The sequence below is a fragment of the Vibrio sp. CB1-5 genome, assembly GCF_059412285.1.
In genome coordinates this window covers 35,726-51,012 of record NZ_JBJHPB010000025.1, presented here as the reverse complement: position 1 = coordinate 51,012, position 15,287 = coordinate 35,726, and the positions used below count along the sequence as shown (strand labels likewise).

The window sequence follows — 15,287 nt, the reverse complement described above, 5'->3', positions numbered from 1 at the left end:
CATGCTCCATGATTACAATTTGGCTAAAGCACGGCGAATAGGCAATTCAATGACAACAGACACCATTGTGGCACAAGCCACAGCTCCAGGCCGCGGTGGCGTGGGCATCATTCGCGTTTCAGGCCCTTTGGCTCAAGAAGTCGCACAGCAAGTAACAGGCAAAGCTCTCAAGCCTCGCTACGCTGACTATCTGCCATTCAAAGATGAAAATGGCGGCGAACTCGACCAAGGTATTGCGCTTTATTTCCCTAACCCGCACTCATTTACCGGTGAAGATGTTCTTGAACTTCAAGGCCACGGTGGTCCTGTAGTGATGGATATGCTGATTAAACGTATTCTGCTCATTCCAGGTGTTCGCCCTGCAAGACCGGGTGAGTTTAGTGAACGTGCGTTCCTCAACGACAAAATGGACTTAACCCAAGCCGAGGCGATTGCTGACTTAATTGATGCCAGTTCAGAAGAAGCGGCAAAATCAGCCCTGCAATCACTGCAAGGTCAGTTCTCGAAACGCATTCAAGTGCTGGTGGAATCACTCATCCATTTGCGCATCTATGTTGAGGCCGCGATTGATTTCCCTGAAGAAGAAATCGACTTTCTCGCCGACGGTAAAGTGGCGGGTGATCTGCAAACCATCATCGATAATCTCGATTCTGTGCGCAAAGAAGCCAACCAAGGCGCCATCATGCGTGAAGGTATGAAGGTGGTCATTGCCGGGCGCCCAAATGCGGGTAAATCAAGCCTACTCAACGCCCTTTCTGGTAAAGAGTCAGCGATTGTGACGGATATTGCCGGCACCACTCGTGATGTTCTACGTGAGCACATCCATATTGATGGTATGCCACTGCACATCATTGATACCGCAGGTCTGCGCGATGCTTCTGACGAAGTGGAACGCATTGGTATTGAGCGAGCTTGGGAAGAGATCGAGCAAGCAGACCGTGTGCTATTTATGGTTGATGGCACCACAACAGACGCGACGGATCCAAAAGAGATTTGGCCTGACTTTATTGATCGCTTACCTGAATCGATCGGTATTACAGTGATCCGCAATAAGGTCGATGAAACCGGTGAAACACTGGGGATCTGCCACGTTAACGATCCGACGTTGATTCGTCTTTCTGCGCGCACAGGTGATGGCGTACCAGCACTTCGCGAGCACCTTAAGTCCATTATGGGTTTCTCTGGCGCAAGCGAAGGTGGCTTTATGGCACGTCGCCGACACCTTGATGCCTTGGAGCGCGCAGCCGAGCACCTTGATATTGGCCAGCAGCAGCTAGAAGGCTATATGGCAGGCGAAATTTTGGCAGAAGAGCTGCGCATTGCTCAGCAGCATTTGAATGAGATCACCGGTGAGTTCAGCTCAGATGATCTACTAGGACGCATCTTCTCGTCTTTCTGTATTGGTAAATAAGCGATATTGAAAAAGGAACATCAATGATTCATATCATCACAGGCAGTACACTTGGCGGCGCTGAGTACGTAGGCGACCACCTTAGTGATTTGCTGGTAGAGCAAGGTCTAGAGACCACCATACATAACCAACCAGAGCTCGCTGACATCCCTGCGCAAGGCACTTGGCTGGTTATCACCTCAACGCACGGTGCGGGTGAATACCCAGATAACATTCAGCCGTTTATTGCTGCGCTGCAAGCGACCCCACCTCGCATGTCTGAAGTAAAGTTCGCAGTGGTCGGTATTGGCGACTCTAGCTATGACACTTTCTGCGCGGCTGGCAAACACGCCTACTCGCTACTTGAGGATATTGGTGGCACACCACTGGCGGACTGCTTGGAGATCGACATTCTCAACCACCCAGTGCCAGAAGATGCAGCCGAAGAGTGGCTCAATGAGCACCTGAGCAAGTTTCAATAGACACCAGTCTTATCAAACACCCTGCGTGTGAAAAAAGCGGCATAAGCCGCTTTTTTTGTACCTGTGAGTAACTTTTTCTACTAAACAAAACCCAACTGAACATTATTCAACCTACATATCTGTGGATAAAATATGATCTTTTCGGTGAAAAACCTATAGTTATCCAAAGAACAAGTTTTGATCGCCCATCCCCTTGTGTATAACATGCCATTTTGATCCCAGCTAATACAGTCCTAGATCAACACTAGATCACAACAATCGATCTCGAAAAGATCCATGGTATTGTTGATCATTTTTGAGTTATCCACAGAGATCGTGGATCCTAATAATAGATCTAGTAAAAGATCATATATATAGATCTTATCTTTATATTCTTATTTCTTAGATCCAAAATGTTTTAAAAGCGATTTTCTCAATACCAGAAAAGCGGTAGAATACCGCTCCTTTTGGTTTGTCTATTTTATCGATTGAATACTGAGGTCGGTTCATGCTTTATCACGAAACATTTGACGTCATCGTTGTAGGTGGCGGACATGCAGGAACGGAAGCCGCACTCGCATCTGCTCGCACTGGGCAAAAAACACTTCTGCTAACGCACAACATTGATACGTTGGGCCAGATGTCATGCAATCCAGCAATTGGTGGCATTGGTAAAGGTCACTTAGTTAAGGAAGTCGATGCTCTGGGTGGTCTAATGGCTGAAGCCATCGATCATGCTGGTATTCAGTTCCGTACGCTCAATGCGTCTAAGGGCCCTGCAGTTCGTGCCACTCGCGCGCAAGCAGACCGTGCGCTTTACAAAGCGTATGTGCGCCATGCTCTTGAAAACACGCCAAATCTTACACTATTCCAACAGTCTGTAGATGACTTGATCGTAGAACAAGATCAAGTACGCGGTGTTGTCACCGAGATGGGACTTAAGTTCCACGCGCAGTCTGTTGTTCTCACCGTTGGTACCTTCCTAGGTGGTAAGATCCACATTGGTATGGAAAGCTCATCGGGTGGTCGTATGGGCGATCAACCTTCGATTGCGCTTGCTCGTCGTCTTCGAGAACTGCCATTTAGAGTGGATCGCTTGAAAACAGGCACACCACCGCGCATTGATGCTCGCAGTGTGAACTTCTCTGAACTTGAAGTGCAACATGGTGACAACCCAACACCTGTATTTTCATTCATGGGTCAGCGCACCCAGCACCCAACGCAGATCCCATGCTTCATTACGCACACCAATGAAAGCACTCATGAAGTGATCCGCAATAACCTTGATCGTAGCCCGATGTATGCCGGTGTGATCGAAGGCATTGGCCCGCGCTATTGTCCATCGATTGAAGACAAAGTGATGCGCTTTGCCGATAAGAACAGTCACCAGATCTTTATTGAACCTGAAGGTTTGACGACTCATGAGCTGTATCCAAATGGTATTTCAACCAGTTTGCCGTTCGATGTTCAGGTACAAATCGTTCGTTCGATGAAAGGCTTCGAAAATGCGCACATCGTTCGTCCTGGCTACGCCATTGAGTACGATTTCTTCGATCCACGTGATTTGAAGCAAACCTACGAAACCAAATTTATCTCAGGTCTGTTCTTTGCGGGACAAATCAACGGTACAACAGGCTATGAGGAAGCAGCAGCGCAAGGCCTAATGGCTGGTCTCAATGCAAGCTTGTACTCACAAGGCAAAGAGGGTTGGAGCCCACGTCGCGACCAAGCTTACATGGGCGTTCTGATTGATGACCTATCAACGATGGGCACCAAAGAGCCGTACCGTATGTTTACTTCTCGTGCGGAATACCGTTTGTTGCTGCGTGAAGACAATGCCGATATTCGTCTGACCGAAAAAGCGCACGAGCTAGGTTTGATCAACGAACAACGTTGGAGCCGTTTCAACGAGAAAATGGACAATATGGCCAAAGAGCGCCAACGCCTGAAAGAGACATGGATTAATCCAAAATCGGAAGGGGTTGAAGCACTGAATACTCTGCTAAAAACGCCGATTTCTCGTGAAGCGAGTGGTGAAGATCTACTGCGTCGCCCAGAGTTAACCTATGCTCAGCTAACGGCGCTTGATACGTTTGCTCCGGCTCTTGAAGATAGCCAAGCAAGTGAACAAGTCGAGATCCAAGTGAAATACGAAGGCTACATTCAGAGACAACAAGACGAGATCGAGAAGTCGTTGCGTCATGAAAATACCAAGATCCCAACAGATCTTGATTATAGCAATGTCAAAGGACTCTCTAACGAAGTGGTGGCGAAACTAACTGAAGCCAAACCGGAAACGATCGGTATTGCGTCACGTATTTCAGGCATTACGCCAGCGGCGATCTCAATCCTGTTGGTTTATTTGAAGAAACAAGGCGTGCTTAAAAAAGGTGAAGCTGCGTGAGCAACTTAAGAGTAAAACTTGATCAACTTATTGCAGAGACCTCATTAGAGGTCTCTGAACTTCAACGTGAACAGCTTGTCGGCTACGTTCAGCTTCTCGACAAGTGGAACAAAGCTTACAACTTGACCTCGGTTCGTCATCCTGAAGAGATGTTAGTGAAACATATTCTTGATAGTATCATCGTTGGCGAGCACCTTGAAGGTGAGCGTTTTATCGATGTTGGCACGGGACCTGGTCTGCCGGGTGTTCCGCTGGCTATCATGCATCCTACAAAGTCATTCACATTGCTTGATAGCCTTGGCAAGCGAATTCGTTTCATTAAGCAGGTTGCGCACGAACTGAAGATCAAAAATGTCAGTCCAGTCCAATCTCGAGTGGAAGAATTTGACGCGGGAGAAGGCTTTGATGGAGTATTGAGTCGTGCATTTGCGTCGATGACAGACATGGTGAACTGGTGTGAACATTTACCAAAACCTGAGTCTGGTCGCTTTTACGCTTTAAAGGGTCAACTCCATGATCAGGAGATCACTGAGCTGCCGTCGTGGTGTTCTGTGATCGAACTCAAACCTTTGCAAGTTCCTGAGTTGGAAGGTGACCGTCATCTTGTAGTCTTATCCAAGAAGGGATAACGGAGAGCTTGTCGTGGGAAAAATTGTCGCTATCGCGAACCAGAAAGGTGGAGTTGGAAAGACGACCACTTGTATTAACTTAGCTGCCTCGATGGCAGCGACAAAGCGTAAAGTGTTGGTGATTGACCTCGATCCACAAGGCAATGCGACAATGGCCAGTGGGGTCGATAAGTATCAGGTTGAAACAACTGCTTACGATTTACTGGTTGATGAGCTACCTTTTGAGCAGGTGGTGTGCACCGATACTTCTGGCCAATTTGACCTAATTGCAGCGAACGGGGACGTAACGGCTGCAGAAATCAAGCTTATGGAGGTGTTTGCGCGCGAAGTTCGCTTAAAGCATGCGTTAACGCCAATCCGTGATAACTATGATTTCATCTTTATCGATTGTCCTCCCTCTTTGAACCTACTTACAATTAACGCGATGGCTGCAGCAGACTCTGTGCTTGTGCCGATGCAATGTGAGTATTTTGCTCTGGAAGGTCTAACCGCACTGATGGATACCATCAGTAAGCTGGCGGCTGTGGTCAATGAAAACCTTAAGATCGAAGGTTTGCTTCGTACCATGTATGACCCACGAAACCGTCTAGCCAACGAGGTTTCAGAGCAATTGAAAAAACACTTCGGCGACAAAGTCTACCGAACCGTTATCCCTAGGAACGTACGCCTCGCAGAGGCACCGAGCCATGGCAAACCAGCGATGTACTATGACAAGTACTCCGCCGGGGCAAAAGCTTATTTAGCGTTGGCCGGTGAGATGCTACGACGAGAAGAAGTAACGGCTTAACGCTCTTAAGGAAAAAGATTCGATGTCTAAACGTGGTTTAGGGAAAGGACTAGACGCCCTGCTGTCGACTAGTTCGCTTGCACGAGAAAAGCAGCAGGTGGCAACTCAAAGTCAGACGCTATCCAGTGATGGACAGCTTACTGAACTGTCAATTAACAGCCTTCGTCCAGGTATTTATCAGCCAAGAAAAGATATGGCGCCTGAAGCTCTGGAAGAACTGGCTGCATCCATCCAATCTCAAGGAATTATCCAACCGATTGTTGTACGAAATGTCGGACACGATCAGTTTGAGATCATTGCCGGTGAGCGCCGTTGGCGTGCCGCGCGACAAGCAGGATTAAAAATGGTCCCTTGCTTGGTGAAAAATGTCCAAGATCGTGCAGCGGTAGCCATGGCGCTGATAGAAAACATTCAACGTGAAGATCTCAATGCGATCGAGGAAGCTCAAGCGCTTGAGCGTTTGCAAGATGAGTTTGAACTCACCCACCAGCAGGTTGCGGATGTGATTGGTAAGTCACGAACCGCAGTCAGTAACCTGCTGAGGTTAAATCAACTCGAAGCACCAGTGAAAAAACTGGTAGAGAGCAAACAGATCGATATGGGTCATGCTCGTGCGCTGCTCGCGCTAGAAGGCGATGTGCAATGCGAGATCGCACAAGCCGTTGCTAAGAAGCAGCTCACCGTAAGACAGACCGAAGACTTAGTGAAAAAGTGCTTAAAACCGAACTCTTCTGAGAAAAAACAGTCAGAAGACCGTGATGCACAAGAAATTTCGCTACGTTTGAGTGAAAAACTCGGCGCGAAAGTGTCTTTGGTAAGAAACGCGAGTGGAAAAGCTAAGGTGACGATAAGTCTTGATGAACCTCACAAATTGGAGCAACTTATTGCCAAGCTTGAGAGCTAAATGAGATAATTGACCTACATCAATTCTTTATAAATGCAATTTATGTGCGAAAGTTATGGTTTTGTGAATGAAAGTGTATCTTTTTGATACGCTTTGATTGCAATAACTTTGGTAGAAAGTATAATTTTCGCCAATCTCCCAGCACAGTAGTTATTAGGTGCAGTGTGGATAGAACTAAAGGTAAGAATACATGGTAGCGGCATTAGCTAAACCAGGACGAGCGCTTGCAAAGCGTTTGTTGCTGATACAGGCCAGTGCGGTTGCGTTAGTAGCTGTTGGGATGACAGTGGCTGTAAATGCTGAGTGGGGAATTTCAGCGCTCATTGGTGGTGGCATTTTTGTTATCGCTAATGCTGTTTTCGCGTTGTGCGCATTTCTTTTTAGTGGGGCTCGAGCAGCAAAAAAAGTTGCCGCGTCTTTCTATGCGGGCATCGCTCTGAAAATCCTTATTATAGCCTCCCTATTCTCGATAGCTTACATGTATATTCAGGTGGAAGTGATTCCCTTGAATCTCACATTTTTACTGGTCGTCTTAATTAACCTTATGGCTCCAGTAATTTTCGTTAACAACAAAAAATAGGATGAGTTATGGCTGCGCCAGGTGAAGCGCTAACATCGGCCGGATACATCACTCACCACTTGACCAACCTTTCATTAGGTAAATTAGGTCTTGTGGACGAGTCGAGTTTCTGGAACGTACATATCGATAGCCTGTTTTTTTCTGTGCTTACTGGATTAATTTTCCTAGGAATTTTCCGTTCAGTAGCAAAGAAAGCAACAGCTGGTGTGCCGGGCAAACTGCAGTGTCTTGTTGAAATAATCGTGGAATTTGTCGATGAAAACGTCAAAGACACGTTTCATGGACGCAATGCACTTATCGCGCCCCTAGCACTAACTATCTTCTGTTGGGTATTCTTGATGAACTTGATGGACCTTGTGCCTATCGATTTCATTCCTTATCCTGCAGAGCAGTTGGGTATCCCTTACTTGAAAGTGGTACCGACGACTGATGTCAATATCACCATGGCGATGGCGCTAGGTGTTTTTGCTCTGATGATTTACTACAGCATCAAAGTGAAAGGCCCAGTGGCATTTATCAAGGAGTTGACTCTACACCCATTTAACAATCCAATCATGATCCCATTCAATATGCTTATCGAAGTGGTGTCTTTGCTTTCAAAGCCACTGTCTCTCGGCATGCGTCTGTTTGGTAACATGTTTGCGGGTGAAGTTGTTTTCATTCTTTGTGCGGCAATGCTGCCATGGTATTTACAATGGATGGGCTCACTACCATGGGCGATATTCCATATTCTAGTTATTTTGATTCAGGCCTTCGTATTTATGATGCTAACGATCGTTTATCTATCGATGGCTCACGAAGACAATCACTAATATTAACGCGTTTTATTTAGGCAAATTTTAGCCAACAACTATAAATTGGAGATAGTAATGGAAACTTTACTGAGCTTTTCTGCAATCGCCGTAGGTATCATCATCGGTATGGCTGCTTTCGGTACTGCGATCGGTTTTGGTCTGCTAGGTGGTAAATTCCTAGAAGGTGCAGCTCGTCAACCTGAAATGGCTCCTATGCTTCAAGTTAAGATGTTCATCATCGCTGGTCTACTTGATGCGGTTCCTATGATTGGTGTTGTTATCGCACTTCTATTCACGTTCGCGAACCCATTCGTTGGTCAGCTAGGTTAATCAGTTTTTATCTTGGCAAGTTTCGGACTTGTCACCTGATTACACTTTAGCTCGTCAATGAATCTTTAGAGGGGTAGCTGTTGTGAATATGAACGCAACTCTGCTAGGTCAAGCAATCTCATTCGCAATGTTTGTGTGGTTCTGCATGAAATATGTATGGCCGCCAATCATGAATGCGATTGAAGAGCGTCAGAAAAAAATTGCTGACGGTCTGTCAGCGGCTGAACGCGCTGCAAAAGACTTGGATCTAGCACAAGCCAACGCTTCTGACCAATTGAAAGAAGCGAAGCGCACTGCAACTGAGGTTATTGAGCAAGCAAACAAGCGTAAAGCTCAGATTATCGATGAAGCTCGTGAGGAAGCTTTGGCAGAACGTCAAAACATCCTAAAGCAAGCGGAAGCGGAAATCGAAGCGGAACGTAACCGTGCTCGTGATGACCTGCGCAAACAGGTTGCAACTCTGGCTGTAGCTGGTGCTGAGAAGATTCTTGAGCGTAGTATCGATAAAGATGCGCAAAAAGATATTCTCGACAATATTACTGCGAAACTTTAAAGCGAGGGGCGCATATGTCTGAATTGACTACAATCGCACGCCCCTATGCTAAAGCAGCATTTGACTTTGCGGTGGAAAAACAAGCGCTAGACCAGTGGGTCGAAATGCTAACGTTTGCCGCTGCAATCGCTAAGAACGATGAAATTGCAGACCTGATCTCAGGCTCTGTAACAGCGACGCGAGTGGCTGAAATTTTCAACGCAATTGGCGGTGAACAGTTTGATGAATTTGGTCAGAACCTGGTTAAGGTAATGGCTGAAAATGGTCGACTAGTGGCGTTGCCTTATGTGTTAGTTGAGTTTCTAGAACTTAAAAAAGAGCTAGAAAAGCAAGTAGATGTAGATGTTATTTCTGCATCTGAACTAACAGAAGAGCAACGTACTGAGATCAGCAACAAACTTGAAAAGCGTCTTGAACGCAAAGTTAAGCTGAATTGCAGTGTAGATGAGACCCTACTTGGTGGGGTTATTATTCGAGCCGGAGATCTTGTAATTGATAACTCAGCACGTGGTCGTTTGAACCGCCTGAGTGAAGCAATGCAGTCTTGATGGGGATTGGAGCATGCAACTTAATTCCACAGAAATTAGCGACCTAATCAAGCAGCGTATCGAATCTTTCGATGTTGTGAGTGAAGCTCGTAATGAAGGTACTATCGTATCGGTAAGCGATGGTATCATTCGCATTCACGGCCTAGCGGACGTGATGCAAGGTGAAATGATTGAATTACCGGGTGGCCGTTATGCACTAGCACTTAACCTTGAGCGTGACTCGGTTGGTGCGGTAGTAATGGGCCCTTATGCCAACCTTAAGGAAGGCATGAAAGTAACAGGTACTGGTCGTATTCTTGAAGTGCCAGTTGGTCCAGAAATGCTTGGTCGTGTTGTAAACACGCTAGGTGAGCCAATCGATGGCAAAGGTCCAATTGAAGCTAAGCTTACGTCACCAGTCGAAATGATTGCACCTGGTGTAATCGACCGTAAATCGGTTGATCAGCCAGTACAAACTGGTTATAAGTCAGTTGACTCAATGATCCCAATCGGTCGTGGTCAGCGTGAGCTTATCATCGGTGACCGTCAGATCGGTAAAACCGCGATGGCGATCGATGCAATCATCAACCAGAAAGACTCTGGTATCTTCTCAATCTACGTAGCGATTGGCCAAAAGGCTTCTACTATCGCAAACGTAGTACGTAAACTGGAAGAACACGGTGCACTTGCAAACACTATCGTAGTGGTTGCTTCTGCTTCTGAATCTGCTGCACTGCAATATCTTGCGCCATACTCTGGTTGTGCAATGGGTGAATACTTCCGTGACCGTGGTGAAGATGCTCTGATTGTTTATGATGACCTATCTAAGCAAGCGGTAGCTTACCGTCAGATCTCTCTACTACTTAAACGTCCACCAGGCCGTGAGGCATTCCCAGGTGACGTATTCTACCTTCACTCACGTCTACTAGAGCGTGCAGCTCGTGTAAACGAAGAGTACGTAGAGCGTTTCACTAATGGTGAAGTGAAAGGTAAGACGGGTTCTTTGACTGCTCTTCCTATCATCGAAACTCAAGCGGGTGACGTATCTGCGTTCGTACCTACGAACGTAATCTCGATTACCGATGGTCAGATCTTCCTACAAACTGAAGCCTTCAACGCGGGTGTACGCCCAGCGGTTGACCCAGGTATCTCAGTTTCTCGTGTAGGTGGTTCAGCACAGACTAAGATCATTAAGAAGCTATCTGGCGGTATCCGTACTGCACTAGCGGCTTATCGTGAACTAGCGGCATTCGCACAGTTCTCATCTGATCTAGATGAAGCAACTAAGCGTCAGCTAAGCCACGGTCAAAAAGTTACAGAGCTAATGAAGCAGAAGCAATACGCTCCTATGTCTGTATTTGACCAAGCGCTAGTTATCTTTGCTGTTGAGCGCGGCTACCTAGATGATGTTGAAATCAACAAGATTCTAGACTTCGAAGCAGCGCTTCTATCGTATGCTCACAGTCAATATGCTGATCTTGCTAAAGAGATCAACACTACGGGTGCTTACAACGACGATATCGAAGCTCAGCTTAAGAAACTGACTGACGATTTCAAAGCAACTCAGACTTGGTAATTGGTGGGTGACCTTCTGGTCACCACTTATGGAGAGTAACGATGGCCGGCGCAAAAGAGATACGTAATAAAATCGGTAGTGTGAAAAGCACTCAGAAAATTACGAAAGCGATGGAAATGGTAGCAGCTTCAAAAATGCGTCGTTCGCAAGACGCGCGTGAAGCTTCTCGTCCATACGCTGAAACTATGCGTAAAGTGATCGGTCATTTGGCTAACGCAAACCTAGAGTACCAACATCCGTACCTAGAAGAGCGTGAAGCCAAGCGTGTTGGTTATGTCATTATTTCTACCGACCGTGGTCTCTGTGGCGGCTTGAACATTAACTTGTTCAAAAAAGCTGTCCTAGAGATGCAGGATTGGAAACAAAAAGGTGCGGAAGTTGAGCTGGCTGTGATTGGCTCAAAAGCAACGGCATTCTTTAACAACAGCGGTGCTAAAGTAGCGGCACAGGTGTCTGGTCTGGGTGATGAGCCTAGCCTGGAAGACCTAATCGGTACTGTAGGCGTGATGCTGAAGAAATATGACGAAGGCGAATTGGATCGCCTGTACGTAGTGTATAACCACTTTGTGAACACTATGATTCAGGAACCAACGATCGATCAATTGCTACCTCTGCCTAAATCTGACAGTGACGAGATGCAGCGCGAACATTCATGGGGCTACATTTATGAGCCTGAGCCAAAACCACTACTAGACGCACTATTGCTTCGTTATATCGAATCTCAAGTGTATCAAGGTGTGGTAGAGAACCTTGCTTGTGAGCAAGCGGCTCGAATGATTGCAATGAAAGCTGCAACGGACAATGCGACCAACCTGATTGATGATCTAGAGCTTGTGTACAACAAGGCGCGTCAAGCGGCTATCACACAAGAACTATCAGAAATCGTTGGCGGCGCAGCTGCGGTTTAAGCTTAGGTAAAACGAAATAGATTAGAGGATTAACGATGGCTACAGGTAAGATCGTACAGATCATCGGTGCGGTAGTCGACGTAGAGTTCCCACAGAGTGACGTACCAAGTGTATACGACGCTCTAAACGTAACGGACTCTAAAGAGCGTCTTGTTCTTGAAGTTCAACAACAGCTAGGCGGTGGCGTAGTTCGTTGTATCGTAATGGGTAGCTCTGATGGTTTACGTCGTGGCGTAACAGTAGAGAACACAGGCGCGCCTATCTCAGTACCAGTAGGTACTAAGACTCTTGGTCGTATCATGAACGTACTTGGTGATGCGATTGACGAGTGTGGTGAGATCGGTGCAGAAGAAAGCTATGCGATTCACCGTGAAGCGCCAAGCTACGAAGAGCAATCTAACGAAGTCGCTCTTCTAGAAACGGGTGTTAAAGTAATCGACTTGGTTTGTCCATTCGCTAAGGGTGGTAAAATCGGTCTATTCGGTGGTGCAGGTGTAGGTAAGACCGTTAACATGATGGAGCTTATCAACAACATCGCACTTCAACACTCAGGCCTATCCGTATTTGCGGGTGTAGGTGAGCGTACTCGTGAAGGTAACGACTTCTACTTTGAGATGCAGGAAGCGGGCGTTGTAAACGTTGAGAAGCCTGAAGAATCAAAAGTAGCAATGGTTTACGGTCAGATGAACGAGCCACCAGGTAACCGTCTACGTGTTGCACTGACTGGTCTAACAATGGCAGAACGTTTCCGTGATGAAGGTCGTGACGTACTACTGTTCGTTGATAACATCTACCGTTACACACTTGCAGGTACAGAGGTATCGGCACTTCTAGGTCGTATGCCATCTGCGGTAGGTTACCAGCCAACTCTTGCAGAAGAGATGGGTGTACTACAGGAGCGTATCACGTCAACAAAAACTGGTTCTATCACGTCTGTACAGGCGGTATACGTACCAGCGGATGACTTGACTGACCCGTCTCCAGCAACAACGTTCGCGCACTTGGATGCAACGGTTGTACTTAACCGTAACATCGCTGCTATGGGTCTATACCCTGCGATTGACCCACTAGATTCAACATCTCGTATGCTTGATCCTCTAGTTGTTGGTCAAGAGCACTACGAGGTTGCTCGTGGTGTGCAGCAAACACTGCAGCGTTATAAAGAGCTGAAAGACATCATCGCGATCCTAGGTATGGACGAGCTATCTGAAGAAGATAAGCAAGTTGTATCTCGTGCTCGTAAGATTGAGCGTTTCCTAACTCAGCCTTACCACGTAGCGGAAGTATTTACTGGCGACCCTGGCATCTACGTACCTCTTAAAGAGACTCTACGTGGCTTCAAAGGTCTACTAGCTGGTGACTACGATGACATTCCAGAGCAAGCGTTCATGTACTGCGGTACTATCGACGATGCTATCGAGAATGCTAAGAAGCTATAAGGCTAAATAGGAGGCGATATGGCAGCAATAACCTTTCACCTAGACGTAGTAAGCGCTGAGAAAAAGCTTTTCTCTGGTCGCGTAGAAACGTTCCAGGTGTCCGGTAGCGAAGGTGAACTTGGTATTTTCCATGGTCACACACCGCTGCTGACCGCTATTCAGCCTGGTATGGTGCGTATCGTTAAACAGCACGGCCACGAAGAGTTCATTTATGTCTCTGGTGGTATTGTAGAAGTTCAGCCTGGTACAGCGACTGTACTGGCTGATACGGCTATCCGTGGTGAGGAACTAGACGCAGCGAAGGCAGAAGAAGCCAAGCGCAAAGCTGAAGAATCGATTTCTAATCAGCATGGCGACATGGACTTCGCGCAAGCGGCCAGTGAACTGGCTAAAGCCATTGCTCAGCTTCGAGTGATCGAACTGACAAAAAAACGTCGTTAATCTAGCTCGATTAGATTGACCGCGATGAGAAAGGCGACCGTTAGGTCGCCTTTTTGCTTATTTTTTATCGCAAATTTGCCTATTAACATTAACAGAGCTTCTATTCACAGCTAGAATGCTGGAAGTTTTTACAACGTCAATGGTTTGATAATAATGAAGTTCAGTGCAGTTATACTTGCCGCGGGAAAGGGAACCCGCATGTATTCCAATAAACCGAAAGTATTGCATACCCTAGCGGGTAAGCCGATGGTGAAGCACGTCATCGATACTTGTGAAGGTTTGGGCTCTCAAAACATCCACCTAGTGTATGGCCACGGTGGTGACCTGATGAAGTCGGCTCTTGAACAGGAGACGGTAAATTGGGTACTACAAGCAGACCAACTGGGTACCGGTCACGCGGTAGACCAAGCATCACCTCATCTCGCTGATGACGAGAAAGTTCTGGTGCTTTACGGTGACGTCCCATTGATTTCAGAACAAACCATTGAAAACTTGTTAGATGCGCAGCCAACAGGCGGTATTGCACTGCTTACTGTGGTGTTAGATAACCCAATGGGTTATGGCCGTATCGTGCGTAAGAACGGTCCTGTGGTGGCTATCGTCGAGCAAAAAGACGCGACCGAAGAGCAGAAGCTAATTAAAGAGATCAACACCGGTGTGATGGTCGCAACCGGCGGCGATCTTAAGCGCTGGCTATCAGGTCTTAGCAACGATAATGCACAGGGCGAATACTACCTGACAGACGTGATTGCAGCGGCACACGACGAAGGTCGTGCAGTTGAAGCAGTGCACCCAGCGAACCCAATTGAAGTGGAAGGCGTGAACGACCGCGCTCAGCTAGCGCGTCTTGAGCGTGCATTCCAGTCGATGCAAGCGCAGAAGCTTCTAGAGCAGGGCGTTATGCTGCGTGATCCAGCGCGCTTTGACCTACGTGGTCAGTTGCAGTGCGGTATGGATGTTGAAATCGATACTAACGTCATCATCGAAGGTAGCGTAACGCTAGGTGATAACGTGGTGATTGGCACTGGTTGTGTGTTGAAAGACTGTGAAATCGATGACAACACCATTGTTCGTCCATACAGCGTAATTGAAGGTGCGACAGTCGGTGAACAATGTACTGTAGGTCCATTCACTCGCCTGCGTCCAGGAGCAGATATGCGCAATGACTCTCACGTGGGTAACTTCGTTGAGGTTAAGAATGCACGCTTAGGTGAAGGCTCTAAAGCGAACCATCTTACTTATCTTGGCGATGCAGAGATCGGTCAGCGTACTAACGTTGGGGCAGGTGTGATCACCTGTAACTACGATGGCGCGAATAAGTTTAAGACCATTATCGGAAACGATGTGTTTGTTGGCTCCGACAGCCAGCTAGTTGCTCCAGTGACAATTGCTGATGGCGCAACGATTGGTGCGGGTACCACCCTAACCAAAGATGTAGCAGAAGGTGAGTTAGTGATCACTCGCGCTAAAGAGCGCAAAATCACAGGTTGGCAGCGTCCAGTAAAGAAAAAGTAGTCACGATTACATTCTGATAGTGAAAAAGGGTCTCATTGAGACCCTTTTT

The 15,287-nt window shown here is 47.0% G+C and carries 16 protein-coding genes; all 16 read left to right on the top strand.

What is annotated here, in order from left to right:
• The first annotated feature begins 49 nt into the window (after nucleotides 1–49).
• The 16 genes from mnmE to glmU all read left to right on the top strand — a co-directional run bounded on the left by mnmE (nucleotide 50) and on the right by glmU (nucleotide 15,238).
• Entirely contained in the window at nucleotides 50–1,411 is a 1,362-nt protein-coding gene (mnmE, locus tag ACJB0T_RS16680; protein WP_479292098.1) for a tRNA uridine-5-carboxymethylaminomethyl(34) synthesis GTPase MnmE, read from the top strand.
• Between the two features lie 23 nt (nucleotides 1,412–1,434).
• On the top strand, nucleotides 1,435–1,872 hold the full coding sequence (gene mioC, locus ACJB0T_RS16675) for an FMN-binding protein MioC (protein ID WP_479292099.1): 438 nt from the start codon (nucleotides 1,435–1,437) through the stop codon (nucleotides 1,870–1,872).
• A gap of 487 nt (nucleotides 1,873–2,359) precedes the next feature.
• On the top strand, nucleotides 2,360–4,255 hold the full coding sequence (mnmG, locus tag ACJB0T_RS16670) for a tRNA uridine-5-carboxymethylaminomethyl(34) synthesis enzyme MnmG (protein ID WP_479292101.1): 1,896 nt from the start codon (nucleotides 2,360–2,362) through the stop codon (nucleotides 4,253–4,255).
• Nucleotides 4,252–4,884: a 16S rRNA (guanine(527)-N(7))-methyltransferase RsmG gene (rsmG, locus tag ACJB0T_RS16665; protein ID WP_479292103.1), complete on the top strand. Its 633-nt coding sequence runs from the start codon at nucleotides 4,252–4,254 to the stop codon at nucleotides 4,882–4,884. Before mnmG ends, rsmG begins: the two co-directional genes overlap by 4 nt.
• Before the next feature lie 13 nt (nucleotides 4,885–4,897).
• A complete protein-coding gene (locus tag ACJB0T_RS16660) occupies nucleotides 4,898–5,671 on the top strand; it encodes a ParA family protein (RefSeq protein WP_042502439.1) in 774 nt (257 codons plus the stop codon).
• Between the two features lie 22 nt (nucleotides 5,672–5,693).
• On the top strand, nucleotides 5,694–6,575 hold the full coding sequence (locus ACJB0T_RS16655; RefSeq protein ID WP_112460757.1) for a ParB/RepB/Spo0J family partition protein: 882 nt from the start codon (nucleotides 5,694–5,696) through the stop codon (nucleotides 6,573–6,575).
• 190 nt (nucleotides 6,576–6,765) lie between these two features.
• Nucleotides 6,766–7,155, top strand: coding sequence for a F0F1 ATP synthase subunit I (locus ACJB0T_RS16650; protein ID WP_479292104.1), 390 nt, complete (start codon nucleotides 6,766–6,768; stop codon nucleotides 7,153–7,155).
• A gap of 8 nt (nucleotides 7,156–7,163) precedes the next feature.
• On the top strand, nucleotides 7,164–7,967 hold the full coding sequence (gene atpB / locus ACJB0T_RS16645) for a F0F1 ATP synthase subunit A (protein ID WP_479292106.1): 804 nt from the start codon (nucleotides 7,164–7,166) through the stop codon (nucleotides 7,965–7,967).
• 57 nt (nucleotides 7,968–8,024) lie between these two features.
• Nucleotides 8,025–8,279, top strand: coding sequence for a F0F1 ATP synthase subunit C (atpE, locus tag ACJB0T_RS16640; RefSeq protein ID WP_006073065.1), 255 nt, complete (start codon nucleotides 8,025–8,027; stop codon nucleotides 8,277–8,279).
• 82 nt (nucleotides 8,280–8,361) lie between these two features.
• On the top strand, nucleotides 8,362–8,832 hold the full coding sequence (atpF, locus tag ACJB0T_RS16635; RefSeq protein WP_112460760.1) for a F0F1 ATP synthase subunit B: 471 nt from the start codon (nucleotides 8,362–8,364) through the stop codon (nucleotides 8,830–8,832).
• A gap of 14 nt (nucleotides 8,833–8,846) precedes the next feature.
• Nucleotides 8,847–9,380, top strand: coding sequence for a F0F1 ATP synthase subunit delta (gene atpH / locus ACJB0T_RS16630; RefSeq protein WP_353497483.1), 534 nt, complete (start codon nucleotides 8,847–8,849; stop codon nucleotides 9,378–9,380).
• A gap of 13 nt (nucleotides 9,381–9,393) precedes the next feature.
• Nucleotides 9,394–10,935, top strand: a complete 1,542-nt coding sequence (gene atpA / locus ACJB0T_RS16625; RefSeq protein WP_353497484.1) for a F0F1 ATP synthase subunit alpha — start codon at nucleotides 9,394–9,396, stop codon at nucleotides 10,933–10,935.
• A gap of 41 nt (nucleotides 10,936–10,976) precedes the next feature.
• Nucleotides 10,977–11,843, top strand: coding sequence for a F0F1 ATP synthase subunit gamma (gene atpG / locus ACJB0T_RS16620; RefSeq protein WP_042478116.1), 867 nt, complete (start codon nucleotides 10,977–10,979; stop codon nucleotides 11,841–11,843).
• A gap of 35 nt (nucleotides 11,844–11,878) precedes the next feature.
• Complete coding sequence (gene atpD, locus ACJB0T_RS16615; protein ID WP_112460762.1) at nucleotides 11,879–13,282, top strand: F0F1 ATP synthase subunit beta; 1,404 nt, start codon at nucleotides 11,879–11,881, stop codon at nucleotides 13,280–13,282.
• Nucleotides 13,283–13,300: 18 nt separating this feature from the next.
• Nucleotides 13,301–13,723, top strand: a complete 423-nt coding sequence (locus ACJB0T_RS16610; protein WP_042478114.1) for a F0F1 ATP synthase subunit epsilon — start codon at nucleotides 13,301–13,303, stop codon at nucleotides 13,721–13,723.
• 153 nt (nucleotides 13,724–13,876) lie between these two features.
• Nucleotides 13,877–15,238: a bifunctional UDP-N-acetylglucosamine diphosphorylase/glucosamine-1-phosphate N-acetyltransferase GlmU gene (gene glmU / locus ACJB0T_RS16605; protein ID WP_479292108.1), complete on the top strand. Its 1,362-nt coding sequence runs from the start codon at nucleotides 13,877–13,879 to the stop codon at nucleotides 15,236–15,238.
• The last annotated feature ends 49 nt before the right edge of the window (nucleotides 15,239–15,287 follow it).